Source organism: Allobosea sp. BK604 (assembly GCF_004341515.1).
Lineage (GTDB): Bacteria > Pseudomonadota > Alphaproteobacteria > Rhizobiales > Beijerinckiaceae > Allobosea.
In genome coordinates this window covers 38,424-55,331 of sequence record NZ_SLZF01000006.1, presented here as the reverse complement: position 1 = coordinate 55,331, position 16,908 = coordinate 38,424, and the positions used below count along the sequence as shown (strand labels likewise).

Sequence of the window (16,908 nt, the reverse complement as noted above, 5' to 3'; positions counted from 1 at the left end):
TTGCGACACAAACAGCGCGGGCTCGGGCAGCCATGCCCGGCAGGGTGGGCGACGGGCTCGAGCTCGGTACCGCCTAGCGGCTTCGCCGAATGACGCCGTCCTTCCACTGGACCGCAACAGAGCCTCGCAGTGACCGCTTTGCCGTTCCGGTCGAAGGCGGCACTCTCGTACAGCGTCCCCAGATGACCGTCCCGGTGTTATCATCAGGCGATACGGTCGCGGTGTCCGCCAGCCGGATGGTGCATGTCGCGTCGATCGCCCGGGCTTCATCCGGCGGATCTCCCGAGGGAGAGACGGCCATGGCGACTGCAAGAGCGGAGCGGCGGCTGGCCGCGATCCTGGCCGCCGACGTCGTCGGCTATTCCCGCCTCGTCGAACAGGACGAGGCCTGGACCTTGTCGGCCCTGAAGCTTCTGCGCCGGGACTTGATCGATCCGCTCCTGGCCGAGCATCAGGGCCGTATCGTCAAGCTGATGGGCGATGGTGCGCTCGTGGAGTTCGGCTCGGTCGTCGATGCCGTCGCCTGCGCGCTCGCCATCCAGAAGGGTGTTGCCGGGAACCAGGCCGATATCCCGGCGGAGCGACGCATCATCTTCCGCATCGGCATCAATCTCGGCGATGTGATCCACGAGCGCGACGGCGATCTCTACGGCGATGGCGTCAACATCGCGGCCCGCCTGCAGACCCTGGCGGATCCAGGTGGCATCTGCATTTCCGGCACGGCCTATGATCACCTCCAGGGCAAGCTCGCCTGCGACTACGAGTATCTCGGCGAACGCGCGCTCAAGAACATGGAGCGGCCGGTGCGGCTGTACCGCCCCCTTCCGGAAGGGGCCGCGCGGACGGCAGTGCCCAGGCCCGCACTTCCGGACCGGCCATCCATTGCCGTGCTGCCGTTCAACGCCATGAGCGCCGACCCGGAGCAGGACTTCTTCAGCGACGGGCTCACCGAGGACATCACCACCGCGCTGTCCAAGCTCAAGGGCTTCTTCGTGATCGCCCGCAACACGATGTTCACCTACAAGGGAAGGCCCGTGGATGTGCGCGCCATCGGGCGCGAGCTCGGGATCCGCTATGTTCTCGAGGGGAGCGTCCGCAAGTCCGGCAATCGCGTCAGGGTGACCGCGCAGCTGATCGATGCGGCCTCCGAAGCCCATCTCTGGGCCGAGCGCTACGACGGCGACCTCGGCGATATCTTCGTCATCCAGGACGAAATCACCGCAAGCGTCGTCGGTCGCATCGGGCCGGAACTCCTGGCGGCGGAGCATGCCCGCGAAAGCCCCAAGCCGCATCATGGCCTCGATGCCTGGGAATGTGTCGTGCGGGCGGTGTTCCTCTGTTCCCAGCTATCCGAGGAGAGCAGCCGGAAGATGCTCCCCCTGCTCGATCGGGCCATCGGGCTGGCGCCCGATTATGCCCAGGCGCTCGCCATGAAAGGCTGGATCATGACGTGGCGCGCCTTCCAGGGCTGGGAGGACATGGGATGCGCCCTGGCCCTGGCCAGGGATCTCGTCCAGCAGGCCATTGCCGCGGATGACAGGGAACCATGGGCTTACCTTGCGCAGGCGATGATCGCCTTTGCGACGCGCGACAATGTCCTGGCGATGGCAGCGACGAGCCAGGCCGTCGCGATCAACCCCAATTCCGCCTTTGCACATGGCCAACTGGGACTCGCGCATGCCAATGGCGGCCGCGCGGCGGACGCCATTGCCTGCATCGACCACGCCCTCAGGCTGAGCCCGCGCGAGGCCTTTCTCGGCGACTTCCAGTTCTACTACGCCATGGCTTGCTTCCAGGGCGCGAATTACGAGTCCGGATTGAGCTATGCCCGGGAGGCGCATCGCCTGCGGTCCGGCCACGTGGTTCCGCTGCTCATCGGCACGGCCTGTGCCGGACTTCTCGACAACCGGGACGCTGCCACGGACCTGCTCGGACGGCTCAAATCGCTTGTCCCTGACATCTCACGGGACGCGGTCGGAGCGACATCGTCTTTCGTACGCGCCGAGGATCGGGCGCGCCTGATCGAGGGACTTGCCCGTGCCGGCCTGGATTGACGGGTCGAATGCCGTCAGGCGCAGTTGTCTATTGTGCAGATGGACAATCAGATGACGTATTGATCGCCCGTTTCGGCCGGCAGCGAGCGGCGCACGAGATCGGCGACGGTGGTCGTGTCGAGCACAGCAGCCATGGCGTCGCGCACCTCGCTCATCACCGAGCGCACGGCGCAGGCTGCGTTGTCGTCGCAATCCTCGCAGGGTCGGAAGGCCGTGCGGCTGGCGCAGGCGATCGGCGCGATCGGGCCTTCCAGCACGCGAATGACGGCGCCGACCTTGATCGTGCGCGCCGGCTTGGCCAGCGCATAGCCGCCGCCGGGCCCCTTCTTGCTGCGCAGCATGCCGGCATTGCGCAGGTCGAGCAGGATCGCGTCGAGGAATTTTTTCGAGATATTGTTCTTCTCGGCGATATCGGCGACCTGCGCGGTCTCGCCCGCTTCGAGCTTGGCGAGATGGATGATCGCCTTGAGCCCGTATTTGCCCTTGTTGGTGAGCACCGTCATCCCCGTCCGCCGCAACCGGGCGCTATCGCATGTGCCTACCAAGAAAATTCTATTGGCGCCATATAAAATAGAATTTTTCACTCGGCGCCGATCTTGGTGGCGGCGCCTTGAACCCGGTCGTGATCACTACCGCGAAAGTCTGCGATCCCGTGTTCACCTCGGGCCCTCGGCGACAGGACCGGGACTGCATGCCGGCCTCTGACCGCGAGGCGGCGTGGAACGCGCCGGAACCGAAATATAGCGGCTCCTCGGGCGTTGATGGGTGAAAAGCCCATCGGCGCCCGAAATAAAAGAATATCATTTGGATAGACTAAATCGGCTAATCTACCCATCCTGTTGCCTCGCTTTTCGCTCGTTTTCGCAACGTTGCTACGAGGTGCATGATGACAGCAGGGCTCTTTCGAAGGGCCACGCGCCCGTTGTTGATCGCCGCCGCGATCCTGGGCGCGATTGGCGGGGCAGGGGCCACGGACATCCTGTCCGACACGGCGCCGATCCCGGACAAGGTTGCGCCCGGGACCAGGCTGGTGATCGGCGATCCGCTGATCAAGGTGGCGCTCACCTTGTCGGGCGAGTTGCAGAAGCTGCCCTTCAAGGTCGAGTGGGCCAATATCTCCGGTGGTCCGCAGACCATCGAGGCGTTCCGCGCCAAGGCGCTCGATATCGGCTCGGTCGCCGACATCCCGCCGATCCACGCGCAATGGACCGGGCTCGACGTGAAGATCGTCGCTGCGAAGTTCCGGCTCGATCCGATCGCCAACCCGATCTACGTCATTGCCACGGCGCCGGGCTCCGGCATCGCCAGGCTCGAGGATCTGAAGGGCCGCAAGATCGCTTTCAGCCCCGGCCAGGCGCAGGGCGCGCTGGTGCTGCGGGTGCTGAAGAAGCTCGGCCTCAAGCATAGCGACGTCCAGCTCGTCGAATTGCCGAGCGTCGGCGACGCCTATGTCAACGCATTGGCGAGCAAGCTGGTCGATGCCGCCCCGATCGCGGAGGCCAACAAGCAGCGCTTCGTCCAGAACTACGCGCGCGACGGCGCCAGGGCGCTGCCGCACGGGCTGCGCGACGACCCGGCCTATCTCTACGTGGTGAAGTCCTCGCTGCAGGACCCGGACAAGGCCGCCGCCATCCGCGAATACGTCAAGGCCTGGGGCAGGGCGGCGAAATGGATCGACAGCCATCCCGAGGAATGGGTCAAGGGCTATTACGTCAAGGACCAGGGGCTGAAGGAGGATGCCGGACGATTCCTGATCGAATCCAATGGCAGGCCGGACGTGCCGCTCGATTGGTCCGCCGCGATCGAGCGCCAGCAGGAGACGATCGATCTCCTGGCGGCCGAGCTCAGGCAACCCGTGCTGAAGGCGCAGACGCTGTTCGACCGCCGCTTCGAGCGTGTCGCCGGCGCAGCCTATCAGGGGGAGTGAGCCATGGCCGATCTTTCCCTTTCGAACGGGCGCGACGTCGCCGCGCCGTCTCGCTCGAGCTGGCTCGGCCGCGCCCGGCCCCGGAGCTCGGCCGGTGAGGCCGCATTGCGCCGCCGGCGCAAGCTCGGGCCCGGACCGGTCATCCCCTATGGCGCGGCGCTCGGGCCGGTGCTCCTGCTCATCCTGTGGAGCCTGGGCTCGGCCACCGGATATATCGACGACCGCATCCTCTCGGCGCCCTGGACCGTGGCGACGACCGGCTGGGACCTGATCCAGGACGGGCGCCTGCAGGACAACCTCTGGACCTCCTTCGTGCGCTCCTTCTGGGGCCTGTTCTGGGGCATCGTCGCGGGCGCCACGCTCGGCGTCATCGCAGGCCTGAGCCGTATCGGCGAATACCTCGTCGATGGTCCGATCCAGATCAAGCGCGCCATCCCGGCGCTGGCGCTGATCCCGCTGCTGATGCTCTGGTTCGGCATCGGCGAAGGCATGAAGATCCTGACCATCGCGCTGATCACCTTCGCGCCGATCTATATCCAGACCCATGACGGGCTGCGTTCGACCGATGCCCGCTTCATCGAGCTGGCCGAGACGCTCGACCTCAGCAACGCGCAGTTCCTGCGTCATGTCGTGCTGCCGGCGGCGCTGCCGGGCTTCCTGCTCGGACTGCGCTTCGGCGTCACCTATTCCTGGCTGGCGCTCGTCGTGGTCGAGCAGGTCAACGCGACCAGCGGCCTCGGCTACATGATCAACCTCGCGCGCACCTATGGCCAGACCGAGGTCATCATCCTGTGCCTCGCCGTCTATGCCGCGCTCGGCCTGAGCTCGGACTGGCTGGTGCGCTTCATCACCCGAAAGGCTTTGCCATGGCGCAAGATTCTCGCGGATTGAGTCCGGAGCCGGTCGTGCGCGTGCGCGACCTGACCCGCCGTTACGGCGAGCGCACGATCCTCGACCATGTCGATCTCGATATCGGTCGCGGCGAGTTCGTCGCCCTGCTCGGCCGCTCCGGCTCCGGCAAGAGCACCTTCCTGCGGGCGCTCGCCGGATTGGACCATGGCGTGCCCGGCTCCGGTGGTTTCGAGGCGCCGGATGCCGTCTCGGTGGTGTTCCAGGACGCGCGGCTGCTGCCCTGGAAGAAGGTCGTCGACAATGTCGCGCTCGGCCTCGGCGGCGCGGCGCCGCGCGAGCGGGCCCTGCGCGCGCTCGGTGAGGTCGAGCTCACGGCCCGGGCCGAAGCCTGGCCGCTGCAGCTCTCCGGCGGCGAGCAGCAGCGCGCCGCGCTGGCCCGTTCTCTCGTACGTGAGCCGGAGCTGCTGTTGCTGGATGAGCCTTTCGGCGCGCTCGACGCGCTGACGCGGCTCAGGATGCAGGCGCTGCTGCTCGATCTCTGCGCGCGCCACCAGCCGGCCGTGCTGCTGGTCACCCATGATGTCGACGAGGCGATCCATCTCGCGCAGCGCGTGCTGGTGCTCGACCAGGGCCGCTTCAGCGTCGACATCAAGGTCGATCTGCCGGATGAGCCCGGCCCCCGCGAGCGGCGCTTCGCCGAGGTGCGCGCGCATTTGCTGACCAGCCTCGGCGTGACCGAGCGCGAGCTGCGCCGCGTGGCGTGAGCGCTCCGGCGAGCGAGTCCGGCCTCTTTTCCAATCCCGACAAGCGAGGTTCCGACATGTCCAAGTCCGAACGCCAGTTGACGCTGAACCTGTTCATCTATCCCGGCGGCCATCACGAGGCGGCCTGGCGCTACCGGGAATCCGAGCCGCAGCGCGTGCTCGACATCGGCTATTATCAGGAGCTGGCGCGCCGGGCCGAGGCCGCCAAATTCGACGCCGTCTTCCTGGCCGACGGACCGTCGCTGCCGGAGAATGTGCGGCATTCCGCGCGGGTCCGCTTCGAGCCGGTGACCTGGCTGACCGCGCTCGCGGCGGCGACGAGCCGGATCGGCCTGATCGGCACGGCGTCCACCACCTATAACGAGCCCTATAACCTCGCCCGGCTCTTCGCCTCGCTCGACCATATCAGCAACGGCCGGGCCGGCTGGAACATCGTCACCACCAGCGATGCCGGAGCAGCCCAGAATTTCGGCCTGCCCGAGCATCCGCCACATGGCGACCGCTACGAGCGGGCACGCGAGTTCCTGGAGGTCGTGACCAAGCTCTGGGACAGCTGGGAGGACGAGGCGCTCGTCGCCGATCCGCGGAGCGGCATCTTCGCGGATAGCGAGAAGGTCCACCGCATCGACCATGCCGGCAAGCATTACCGCGTGCGCGGGCCGCTCAATGTCTCGCGCTCGCCGCAGGGGCGGCCGGTCTATGTCCAGGCCGGCTCGTCGGAGGATGGCCGCTCCTTCGCCGCCCAGCATGCCGAGGCGATCTTCACCGCGCACCAGACGCTGGCGAGCGCCCAGGCCTTCTATGCCGACATCAAGAAGCGCGCCGTCGCGCTCGGCCGCCGCCCCGAGCATATCCGTGTCCTGCCGGGAATCAGCCCCTTCATCGGCTCGACGCAAGGAGAGGCCGACCGGTTGGAGGAGGAGATCAACGACCTGATCCAGCCGGCCGCCTCGCTCGACCAGCTCAAGCGCATGCTCGGCGTCGATCTCAGTGGCTATGATCTCGATGCGCCGTTTCCGCGCGAGATCATCGACACCAACGGCCCGAAGGGCGTGGCCAGCCGCTTCCAGCTCGTCATCGATATCGTCGACCGGGAAAAGCCGACGCTTCGCGGCCTGATCAAGCGTCTCGCCGGGGCGCGTGGCCATTGGGTGCTGGCGGGCACGCCGGAGCGTATCGCCAATGAGATCCAGACCTGGTTCGAGACCGGCGCGGCGGATGGCTTCAACATCATGCCGCCCTGGCTGACCGGCGGCTTCGACATCTTCGTGGCCGAGGTCGTGCCGATCCTGCGCAAGCGCGGCCTGTTCCGCGAGGAGTATTCCGGCGCGACGCTGCGCGACCATTACGGCCTGCCGCGCCCGGAAAGCGGCTATGCCGTGGCGAGGCGCAGGAGCGCCTGAGGTGGTGCCTTAGAGCATTTCCGCGCTTCTTCGAATCGCGGAAATGCTCTAAGCTTTTGTTTTATCGCATTTTCTTCACGCGAACCGGTGTCCACTTCGCTCGAAAATGCTCTACGGCGAGCGCCTGAGAGCCGGGCTCAGGCGCCCGCCTGCTGGGGTGGGGCGACCGGCTTGGCCTTGCGCCGCAGCCGGTTCTCGATCTGCTGCAGCACGACGAAGGCCGACGGCACCACGACGACGGTCAGCAGGGTCGAGCCGATCATGCCGGTCAGCGTCGCGAAGCCGATCGACTTTTGCGCATTGGCGCCGGCGCCGCTCGCCAGCACCAGCGGCACGAGGCCGAGGATGAAGGCGAGCGAGGTCATCACGATCGGCCGCAGCCGCAGGCGCGCCGCCTCGATTGCGGCCTCGGCCAGCGGCATGCCGTCCTTGAGATGCAGGTCGCGGGCGAAGCCGACGATCAGGATGGCGTTCTTGGCCGAGAGCGCGATCAGCAGCACGAGGCCGATCTGCGTGTAGAGATTGCTGGAGATGCCGAGGCCCAGCATCGCGCCGGCCGTGCCGAGCAGCGCCAGCGGCACCGACAGGATGATGCCGAGCGGCGCGATCCAGCTCTCATACTGGCCGGCGAGCACGAGATAGACCAGGAGCAGGCTCAGCCCGTAGACGATGAAGACCTGCCCGCCGATCTCCTTCTCCTGGTAGGAGAGCGCGCTCCACTCATAGCCGGTGCCCGGCGGCAGGGTCCGGCTGGCGATCTCGTCGAGCACGGCGAGGCCCTGGCCGGAGCTGACATTGCGGTTGGGCGCGCCGACCAGCGTCGCGGCCGGGTAGAGATTGTAGAAGCTGATCAGCGAGGGGCCGATGCCGCCATGGATATCGGCGATGGCGCCGAGCGGCACCATCTCGCCGCTCTTGCTGCGGATCTTCAGGGTCTGCAGCGCCTCGGCCTCCATCCGCGCCGGCGCCTCGGCCTGGGCATAGACCTGGAAGACCCGGCCGGACTTGCTGAATTGGCCGACATAGGCCGAGCCGATATAGGCGCCGAGCGCATCGGTCGCGGTGCCGAAGGAGACGCCGAGCGTCTCGGCCTTGGTGCGGTCGATCACCGCCTCGACCTGTGGCGCCTGGGCGCTGAAGGTGTTGCGCGCCGCCTGGAACAGGTTCTGCTCGCGGGCGCGCTCGGCGATCGCGTCGGCGAGGCGCTGGAGCTTCTGGTAGTCGAAGCTGCCATCGCGCAGCTCGACCTTCATGGTGAAGCCCGAGGCGTTACCGATGCCCTGGATCGGCGGCGGCGGCAGCACCAGCGCGCTGCCATCCTCGAGCCCGGCCAGCGCCTTGGACAGCGCGGTATAGAGCCCGAGCAGGTCCTCGCCAGGCTTGCGCGCCTTCCAGTCGGTCAGCATGACATAGGCGACGCCGGCATTGGCGAGGCTGGCATTGTCGTTCAGCGCGGACAGGCCGGCGATGGCGACGACCTTGTCGACGCCCGGCACCTGCTTCGCCCGCCTGGTGATCTCCTCCAGCGTCCGCGTCGTGCGCGCCAGCGAGGCGCCATCGGGCAATTGCACGGAGGCGAGCAGGTAGCCCTGGTCCTCGACCGGCAGGAACGAGGTCGGGATCCGGCTGAGCGCCAGCCCGGAGAGGCCGACGAGCACGAGCGTGAGCGCGAAGATCAGGCGGCTGCGCGCGACCAGCCGGCGGATGAGCCCGGTATAGGCGCGCTCGCAGGCGAGATAGCCGCGCTCGAACAGCCGGAAGACCAGCATGCGCTCATGCACATGCTTGGGCGGGCGCAGCCAGAGCGCGCATTGCGCCGGTTTCAGCGTCACGGCGTTGATGGCGCTGATCAGCGCGGTCGCGGCGATCACGAGGGCGAATTGCCGGTAGATCTGCCCGCTGAGCCCGGGCAGAAAGGCGGCCGGCAGGAACACCGCCATCAGCACCAGCGTGATCCCGACGATCGGCCCGATCAGCTCGCGCATCGCCGCGACCGTCGCATCATGCGGATTGAGGCCGCGTTCCATGTGCTTGGCCGCGCCCTCGACCACGACGATGGCGTCGTCGACGACGATGCCGATGGCGAGCACGACCGCGAGCAGGGTCGAGATATTGACGGTGAAGCCGAGCGCCGCCATCGCGGCGAAGGCGCCGATGATGGTCACCGGCACGGTCGTCGCCGGCACCAGCGTCGCACGCCAATCCTGCAGGAAGATCAGGATCACCAGCAGCACGAGCAGGGCCGCCTCGATCAGCGTGTGATAGACGGCGCTGAGCGAGGCCTCGACGAAGCGCGTCGTGTCGAAGGGCACGCTCCAGCTCATCCCCTGCGGGAAGCGCTCGGCCAGCGCGGTCATCTTGGCCTGGACACGCTCCGCGACATCAAGCGCGTTCGCCTCCGGCAACTGGAAGATGGCGAGCCCGGCCGCCGCCTTGCCGTCGAGCTTGAAATCCTGGCCATAGGCCTGCGCGCCGAGCTCGATCCGCGCCACGTCCTTCAGCCGGGTGATGCGGCCGCCATCGGCGCTGTCGGCCTTGACGATGATGTTCTCGAAATCGGCGGCCTCGTCGAGCCGCCCCGGCGTCAGCAGCGTGTACTGGAAGGACTGGTCGCTCGCCGTCGGCGCCGTGCCGAGCTGGCCCGAGGCGACGGAGCGGTTCTGCTGGTTGACGGCATTGATCACGTCGGCCGGCAGCAGGCCGCGCAGCTGCAGCCTGGAGGGATCGAGCCAGATCCGCATCGCGTATTGGCCGGCGCCGAAGACGGCGACATTGCCGACGCCTTCGAGCCGCGCGATCTCGTCGAGCAGGCTCAAGGTCGCGTAGTTGGAGAGGAACAGGCTGTCATGGCGCGGATCGCTCGAGGTCAGCGCCACGATCTCGAGGATCGCGGTCGAGCGCTTGTTGGTCTGCACGCCCTGGGTCTGGACCACCGAGGGCAGCAGCGGCAGGGCCGAGGAGACACGGTTCTGCACCAGGATCTGCGCCTTGTCGGCGTCCGTGCCGATCCGGAAGGTCACGGTCAGCGTGTACAGCCCGTCGCTGGTCGAGGTCGAGGACATGTAGATCATGCCCTCGACGCCGTTGACCTTCTGCTCGAGCGGCAGCGCCACCTCGCGCGCGATCACCGCCGCGCTGGCGCCGGGATAGCGCGCCGTGACCTGCACGGTCGGCGGCACCACGTCGGGATATTGCGAGACCGGCAGCCTGATCAGCGCCACCAGGCCGAGGATGACGGTGAGCACGGCGATGACATTGGCCAGGACCGGCCGCTCGATGAAGAATTTCGCCATCAGCGTTGCGCCGTCTCGGCCGGGACGGGGCGGACCTTGGCGCCGGGAAGCGCATTCTCGGCGAGGCCGGTCACGATCCTGTCCTGCGCGGTGACGCCGCTGCGGATCGCCCTCAGGCCGCCCTCCGTGAGATCGCCGGTCTCGACCGGGCGCTGCTCGACGATATCCTGCGCGTTGACGACGAGGAGGTAGCGGCCGGCCTGGCTGGCGCCGAGCGCGCTGTCGGGCACCAGCAGGGACGGCACGTCGCGCTGCACCGGCACGCGCACGCGCACGAACATGCCGGGCAGGAGCGCACGATCCGGGTTGGGGATTTCGGCGCGGGCGGTCAGCGTGCCGCTGGCGGCGTCGAGCTCCGGCGCGACATAGTCGAGATGGCCGCGATAGGGATAGCCCTTCGCGGCATCGAAGCCGATTTCGACCGGGATCGGGCCGAGCGTGGCCAGCGTCACGCCGCGCTGGCGCATCGCCTCGCGGACACGCAGGACGAGCTGCTCGTCGAGCGAGAATTTCACCTGGATCGGATCGCTCTGGACGATCGTCGCGAGCAGGGTCGGCCCGCCGACGCCGACCAGCGCGCCCTCGTCCACCTTGCGGGCCGAGACGATGCCGTCGAACGGCGCCTTCACCTCGGTATAGGCCAGGTTGAGCTTGGCCTGGGCCACCTGCGCCGCCGCCTGGTCGCGGGCGGCGGCGGTCGAGTCGCGCTTGCCGAGCGCATTGTCGAGCGCTGCTTCCGAGGCGGCCTGGCGGCTGGCGAGCTGCTTCTGGCGGGCGAGGTCCGCCTCGGCCTGGGAGAGAAGGGCGTTCTGCTGGCTTTCGGAGGCTTCGGCGAGCTGGAGGCTGAGCTTGTAATTGTCCGGCTCGATGACGAAGAGCACGTCGCCCTTCTTCACGGCGGCGCCGTCCTTGTGGCGGATCTCGGTCAGCGTGCCCTGCACGCGGGCGACGAGATCGACCCGCTTGGCGGCGTTGGTCTGGCCGGTCACCTCGATATATCGGGTGATGTTGCGCTGGATCGGCTGGGAGATGCGGACCTCGGCCGGCGGCGGCGGCTGGTAGGCCTGCTTCTCGTTGCAGCCGGCAAGAAGCCCGGCAACTAGCCCGGCCAGCAGCGCCGGCCGGGCGAGAGCGAAGGCGAGCTTTGCTTTCATCACCGCATCTCCCCCTGGGCCGGAAGCGGAAGCAGCGCTTCCCCAATGGCGGACATGGACTGTCCGAGCGTCTGCAAGCCGCCGGCGAGAAGCTGCCCGGCTGGGCGTGCGGACTGGCCGGCGCTCAGCGTCGCGCCGATCTGCGCGATGGTCGCGCCGTCGCCGAAGGCCTTGCCATGGTTGCGGCCGATGCCGCCCTCCACGGTGGAGAGGTCATGGGCGGCCAGGCCGAGCGCGCGGAACTGGGCGAGGTCGGTGTTCTCGCCGGCGCGGATCTTGCCGCCGAACAGCCGGCGCGAGAGCTGCAGCGCATAGTCGTCCTTGGAGGCATAGACGACCATATGCGCGGCGAGCGGGCCGAGCCGGGCGATCTGCGTGCGGAACACGTCCATGTCGACATCGGGCGCGGCGAGCACGATCGTGCCCAGCCGGCTCAGGGTCTTCTGGTCCCTGGCGATGGCGAGCTGGCGCAGCGTCTCCATCGTCAGCCAGTTGCCCATCGAATGGGCGAAGATGTCGATGCCGCTGATGCCGGGCTGCCGCGCCAGCGTCGCGAGCAGGTTCTCCATCGCGTCACGGCTGTAATTGGCCGAGTCCTTGTCGTAGCCGTAATCGCTGATGCCGCCGCGCGACGGCCAGCTGAACAGGATCGGCAGCCCCTCGAAGCCGGTATCGTCGACGATCTGGGCGAAGCGGATCGCGGCCGCGTCGAATTGCGTGTTGTAGCCATGGGTGAAGACGAGCGCCCGGCGCCGGACCGGCCCGCGGGCGAGCGCGGTGAATTCGGCGCGCTCCAGGCCGCGCGATGCGGTGAGGACGATATGCCTGGCCGGATCGGGATGATCGGCATCGGTCGGGGCGGAACCTGCGGCGCGCTCGGGCGGCAGCGACAAGGTCAGGCTGGCGAAGCGGGTGGCGTCGCCACGCTCGCCCGAGAACAGGTAGCCCGGCGGCTCGTCGCTGGCGGGGCTGCGCGTCGTCACCGCCAGGATGGTGCGGGCATGGCCGATGCCGGGCTCGGCCGCGACCGGCACCAGCAGGCCGCGGCCCGGCCCGGCGCAGCCTGCCAGGACGAGGCCGAGCCCGACGAGAGCCGCACGGCCCCGAGAGTATAGTTGTGCTGACGCATTTTCTTGACGCGAACCGGTGCCCACTTCGCTCGAAAATGCTTCGGCCTGTGCCCTCAGAGCCATCAGAAGGTTCTTTCCAGGAAGAGCTGGACCGAGCTCTGGCGGCCGGAAAAGGCCGGCACGATGCGCCCGCCGAGATCGAGCCGCTGCCAGGCGACGGAGGCCTCGATCCCGGTCTTGAAGCCATCGATCGGCTTCCAGGTCAGGTTGGTGGTGAACCTGTCGATGCGGATGCGTCCCTCTTTGACTCCGAGCCGGGGCAAGGTCAGCTCGTAGCGGCTGACATAGGCATTGCTGGAGATCTCGTCGGTCCAATCGTGGCCGACGGAGATGACGCCGGACCAGCCCCGCGTCGGATCGTCGGCGAACAGCACCGGGCGCACCACCCGGCGATCGAGCTGCGAGCCGATATAGGTGGGCGCGTCGATCGCGCCCGCGATCTGCGCCGTCAGGGTCGACGAATGGCCGAGCAGATCGCCGGTCCAGGTCGCGCCGAGGATCGCGGCGCGGCCGACACGGGACGGGGTCGGGCCCGCGACCGGCACCTCGTGCAGCGCGACCGCGCTGTGGAGCGTCAGCGCGTCGCCTTCGTAAAGCAGCCGCACGACGCCGTCGGGCAGATGGCTGCCGCTTGGGGCCGGCAGCGCCCGCGCCGCGTCGGCATTGGTATCCTCGAGCGAAAGCGACAGTTTCAGGTCCGGGAACAGCGCCCGCTCATAGGCGATCAGCGCGACGGTGCGGCTCGGCACCCGGCTCGAGAAGACGAAATCGTCGCCGCTCCAGAAATCGAAACGCGAATCCGTCACGCCGAAGACCCAGGGGCCGATCGTCAGGCTCGCTTCGGACAGGGTCGCCTCGTCCTTGCCGGGGTCGTCGGCGGTCGGGTCCAGCGAGAACTCGAAGGCGGTCGCGACATAGAGCCCGTTGGCAAGCGTCTGGGCGCTCTCCAGCCGGAATGACAGGCTGCGCTGCGTGCTGGTCACGTTGGACGGGATCAGACCCGTCGCCGTCGCCGCCGCATTGGCCTTGAACCAGTCGCGCTGGACGCCGAAGCTGAACGTGCCGGAAATGGCGACGCAGGTATTGCTGCCGGGGGCGATGAAGCCGGGCACGCTGTCGTCGTCATCATCGTCGTCGTCGTCATCGTCGTCCGAATCGTCGCTGTCGTCGTCATCCGCAGCGTCCTGCGCCTGCGGCGCGCTCTTGGCCTTGGCGGCCGGCGCGGGCAGGGCGGGAGCTGGAAAGAGCGGCACGGGGTCCGGCGCCGAGATCATGCAGGTTCTCAGGAAGGAGACGCGGGAAGGGGACGGGGCCGCGCTGCCGGCGCTGGCGAGGCAGCACAGCGCCGCGACGCTTGTCGCGGTCAGGCCGATTCGCCGGGCGCCTGGTGGCGGTTGCATGGTTCAGTCGGCCCCGCTGACCCGGCGCAGCGAGGCCGGGATTGTCCTTATCCGCCGCGAGCCTCGACGACCTTGCGACAGCTATCCGAAAGCTTAGCCTTATTGTCGCGCAGACAGCCATTCATCTGTTCGGGCTTGCCGATGAAGGACGCGCAGAACTTGGTTGCATCCGAGCGACAGGCGGCCCGTTCCTGAGCGGTCGGGGCCTGGGCCAGCGCGGCGGACGCGCTCATGGCGGCGAGTGCAAGCGCCGGAAGAAGCGACCTGATCATGGATCATCCTTTCACGAGAGAGCCTTGAGGCCCCGCGCCTGCCGGCACCGGGGCGGCCGGACCATCGGCGAAGACGCGGTGGCGGCCTATGCCATGTTCATGGCATCGCCAGCGGCTGCGGCATCGTCGCCGCGGCGGCCGGCGTCGGGCTCGGCGCCGGCACCGGCACCGGCGGGAGCGGCACGGTCGGCAGGTCGGCCACCGCGATGGCGACGGCCCCGGCGCTGCCGGCCAGCCGCGCCTCCTCGACCGCCTCCTCGACCAGGCGCTGCACCAGCGGCTGGGCCCGGTCCGCCGTCGCCGCCGTGAGGTTGAAAGCGAGGGTGATCGCGCCCTCGCCGGAAGAGTCCGGCTCGCTCAGCCGCACCGCGATGTCCCCGGCGATCGCCGCGTGGATCATCGGCTCGCTGCGCAAGGCCGCGGCGGCATCGCGGCTGAAGCGCGCGAGCTCGGCCTGCTCCGGCATCGCCGCGAGCGGCACGCTGACGCTCATGCGCACCAGCCTGCGGCTGTGATTGGTGACGGTGCCGAGATCGCCGAGCGGGATCGTGTGCAGGCGCCCGGCATCGTCGCGCAGGCGGACGCTGCGCAGGTTGATCTGCTCGAGCCGGCCGCTGCGGCCGCAGGCCTCGATGGTCTCGCCCAGGCGGAAGACGTCGTCGAGCATGTAGAAGATCCCCGAGACGATATCCTTGACCAGCGTCTGCGAGCCGAAGCTGACAGCAAGGCCGATAATGCCGGCCCCGGCCATCAGCGGGGTGATGTCGACGCCGATGGCCGACAGGGCGACGAGCGAGAACACGACGCCGATCAGGCCGATGGCGACGAAGCGGATGATCGGCAGGACGGTCGAGAGCCGCGCCAGCCGGTATTCCCGCTCCTGCGCCGTCATCGCGGCTTCGGGCGGCGTCAGCTTGGCCTCGGTCCAGGCATGGATCGCGGCGGCGAGCGCGACCGCCAGCACGAGCACGAAGGAGGCGAAGCCCAGCCTTGCCGAAAACGCCGGCCAGGCCGCCGCGGGGAGGGCGCCGAGCGCGCCCACGACCCAGAACTCGACCACGATCCTGATGACGAACGCCGCCGCCAGCGCGTCGACCACCACCCGCAGCACGAAGAGCAGGCGCATCGCGGCCGGGCGGCGCGAGTCGCGGATGCTGATCGCCACCGCGCGGTCGAGCGCGACCGCGAGCAGCAGGATCGTGATCGTGCCGATGGCGCCGTGATAGAGGTCGAAATCGAGCGTCGCCCAGCCCCAGATCCAGAGGGCGAGCGTGGCGAGCGTCAATGTGGCCGCGATGAAGCGCGCCACCGCCCCCATGCCATGCTGCTTGAGCACCGCGAGCAGCCGGATCGCACTCGCCGCCATCGCGATGGCGACGACACAGGAGATGAGCTTCACCGAGGGCAGCGCGAGCCCGCCACGCTGGGCGGCGTTGAGCAGCACGATATGCGCATGCCCGGCGGCGAGGATCAGGGCGACACGCTGCACCGCCTTGCGCGCCCCGGCATCGTCGAGCGCCGCCAGGCGGAAACGCTTCACCGCGGGCTGGAACAGCACCAGCGCCAGCGTCAGACCGAACAGCCAGCGGATCAGGCTGACCGTGACGTTGCTGGTGAAGCCCGTACTTCCCGGCGGGATGCCGAAGACGCGCACCAGCATCACCCGTCCGACCAGGGCCGCAGCCAGCAGCGCCAGGAATTCGAGCCCGGCGAGGGTGACGAGGCCGGCAAAGGCCGAGCGGGTCACGGCCGCCCGCTCGCGCCGGCGCCGCGTCAGGTACCGCACGGCGAGATAGGTCAGGAGCACGGCCGCGCTGACGGCGGCTGCCCTGCCCAGGAGCGGCAGAGCGGTGGCATCCAGGGCCGACAGCAGGCGCCAGAGATCGCCGGGAAGGCGCGGCGCTGCCGCGAGCGCGGCAAGGAGCTCGGTTTCGGCGCGCTCGGCCAGCGATTGCAGCGCATCCAGGGGCGAGGCGATGGTTCCGGCCGCGACGGGCGGGGCAGGCGAGATCGTCGGGCCGCTCTGCATGCGATGATCCTGGGATTCTGATGGCCGCGACGCAGCTTGCGCGTTGTCGCAGCGCCGATCAAACGGCAAAGCCGGCACGCCGCCACCCCATCTTCATGGGGTGTCGCCCCGGCTTGCGGCGCCTCAGGATGATCATGCGTCGGCTGCAGCGACCGCTCGGTCGTGCCCAGGCGCTCAATCGGAGGATCCATGATGGTTCGTAAGCTCGGCCCGGCGCTGGCTGCTGTCTCAGCGCTCGCCGCGGTTTCGTTCGGCGCCGCCCCGGCCGGGGCCGTGGTCTATTGCAAGACGGTCGGCGTGCCCCAGGGCTGCGTCGCGCGGCCGGTCGCTCCCGTCGTGGCTGCGCCCGTCGGGGCGCCCGTGGCGCGCGCCGCCGTGGCCACGCCCGGTGTCGGGGCTCCCGGCGTCGGCGTCACCCGCGGGGTCGGGGTTGGCGCGCGCGGCGTCGGTGTGCGCCCGGGCACGCCCGTCAATCGCGGCGGTCCGGTCAACCGCGTCGGCCGACGCTAGAGCATTTTCGAGCGAAGTGGATGCCGGTTCGCGTGAAGAAAATGCGTCAGAACAAATAGATAGAGCATTTTCGCGATTCGAAGAAACGCGGAAATGCTCTAGATCGTCGTGCGTCCTCGG

General features: G+C 68.5%; 12 protein-coding genes. 6 read left to right on the top strand and 6 right to left on the bottom strand.

Going from position 1 to position 16,908, the window contains the following annotated elements:
• Positions 1-89 precede the first annotated feature (89 nt).
• Positions 90-2,054, top strand: a complete 1,965-nt coding sequence (locus EV560_RS18800; protein WP_248312131.1) for an adenylate/guanylate cyclase domain-containing protein — start codon at positions 90-92, stop codon at positions 2,052-2,054.
• A 47-nt stretch (positions 2,055-2,101) separates the two neighbouring features.
• Here EV560_RS18800 and EV560_RS18795 read toward each other — a convergent pair whose 3' ends face one another.
• Positions 2,102-2,551, bottom strand: coding sequence for an RrF2 family transcriptional regulator (locus tag EV560_RS18795; RefSeq protein WP_131857766.1), 450 nt, complete (start codon positions 2,549-2,551; stop codon positions 2,102-2,104).
• A 389-nt stretch (positions 2,552-2,940) separates the two neighbouring features.
• Here EV560_RS18795 and EV560_RS18790 point away from each other — a divergent pair, with 389 nt between their 5' ends.
• Genes EV560_RS18790 through EV560_RS18775 form a run of 4 tightly spaced genes read left to right on the top strand, consistent with a single transcriptional unit; the run spans position 2,941 to position 7,000 of the window.
• Complete coding sequence (locus EV560_RS18790) at positions 2,941-3,981, top strand: ABC transporter substrate-binding protein (RefSeq protein WP_131857338.1); 1,041 nt, start codon at positions 2,941-2,943, stop codon at positions 3,979-3,981.
• Positions 3,982-3,984: 3 nt separating this feature from the next.
• Positions 3,985-4,872 (top strand): ABC transporter permease, encoded by an 888-nt coding sequence (locus EV560_RS18785; protein ID WP_131857337.1) that lies wholly within the window; start codon positions 3,985-3,987, stop codon positions 4,870-4,872.
• Positions 4,848-5,597, top strand: coding sequence for an ABC transporter ATP-binding protein (locus EV560_RS18780; RefSeq protein ID WP_131857336.1), 750 nt, complete (start codon positions 4,848-4,850; stop codon positions 5,595-5,597). Before EV560_RS18785 ends, EV560_RS18780 begins: the two co-directional genes overlap by 25 nt.
• 56 nt (positions 5,598-5,653) lie before the next feature.
• Entirely contained in the window at positions 5,654-7,000 is a 1,347-nt protein-coding gene (locus EV560_RS18775; RefSeq protein WP_131857335.1) for an LLM class flavin-dependent oxidoreductase, read from the top strand.
• Positions 7,001-7,137: 137 nt separating this feature from the next.
• Here EV560_RS18775 and EV560_RS18770 read toward each other — a convergent pair whose 3' ends face one another.
• The 5 genes from EV560_RS18770 to EV560_RS18740 all read right to left on the bottom strand — a co-directional run bounded on the left by EV560_RS18770 (position 7,138) and on the right by EV560_RS18740 (position 16,278).
• Positions 7,138-10,296 carry an efflux RND transporter permease subunit gene (locus EV560_RS18770; RefSeq protein WP_131857765.1) on the bottom strand — a complete coding sequence of 1,053 codons (3,159 nt, stop codon included), beginning with the start codon at positions 10,294-10,296 and terminating at the stop codon, positions 7,138-7,140.
• Positions 10,293-11,447: an efflux RND transporter periplasmic adaptor subunit gene (locus tag EV560_RS18765; RefSeq protein ID WP_131857764.1), complete on the bottom strand. Its 1,155-nt coding sequence runs from the start codon at positions 11,445-11,447 to the stop codon at positions 10,293-10,295. Before EV560_RS18765 ends, EV560_RS18770 begins: the two co-directional genes overlap by 4 nt.
• Positions 11,447-12,640 (bottom strand): alpha/beta hydrolase, encoded by a 1,194-nt coding sequence (locus EV560_RS18760; RefSeq protein ID WP_131857334.1) that lies wholly within the window; start codon positions 12,638-12,640, stop codon positions 11,447-11,449. The genes EV560_RS18765 and EV560_RS18760 overlap by 1 nt, the downstream gene beginning before the upstream one ends.
• Positions 12,640-13,977, bottom strand: coding sequence for a hypothetical protein (locus EV560_RS18755; RefSeq protein WP_165923535.1), 1,338 nt, complete (start codon positions 13,975-13,977; stop codon positions 12,640-12,642). Before EV560_RS18755 ends, EV560_RS18760 begins: the two co-directional genes overlap by 1 nt.
• A 369-nt stretch (positions 13,978-14,346) precedes the next feature.
• A complete protein-coding gene (locus EV560_RS18740) occupies positions 14,347-16,278 on the bottom strand; it encodes a mechanosensitive ion channel family protein (RefSeq protein WP_131857330.1) in 1,932 nt (643 codons plus the stop codon).
• Between the two features lie 192 nt (positions 16,279-16,470).
• Here EV560_RS18740 and EV560_RS18735 point away from each other — a divergent pair, with 192 nt between their 5' ends.
• Entirely contained in the window at positions 16,471-16,788 is a 318-nt protein-coding gene (locus EV560_RS18735; protein ID WP_165923559.1) for a hypothetical protein, read from the top strand.
• Positions 16,789-16,908 lie beyond the last annotated feature (120 nt).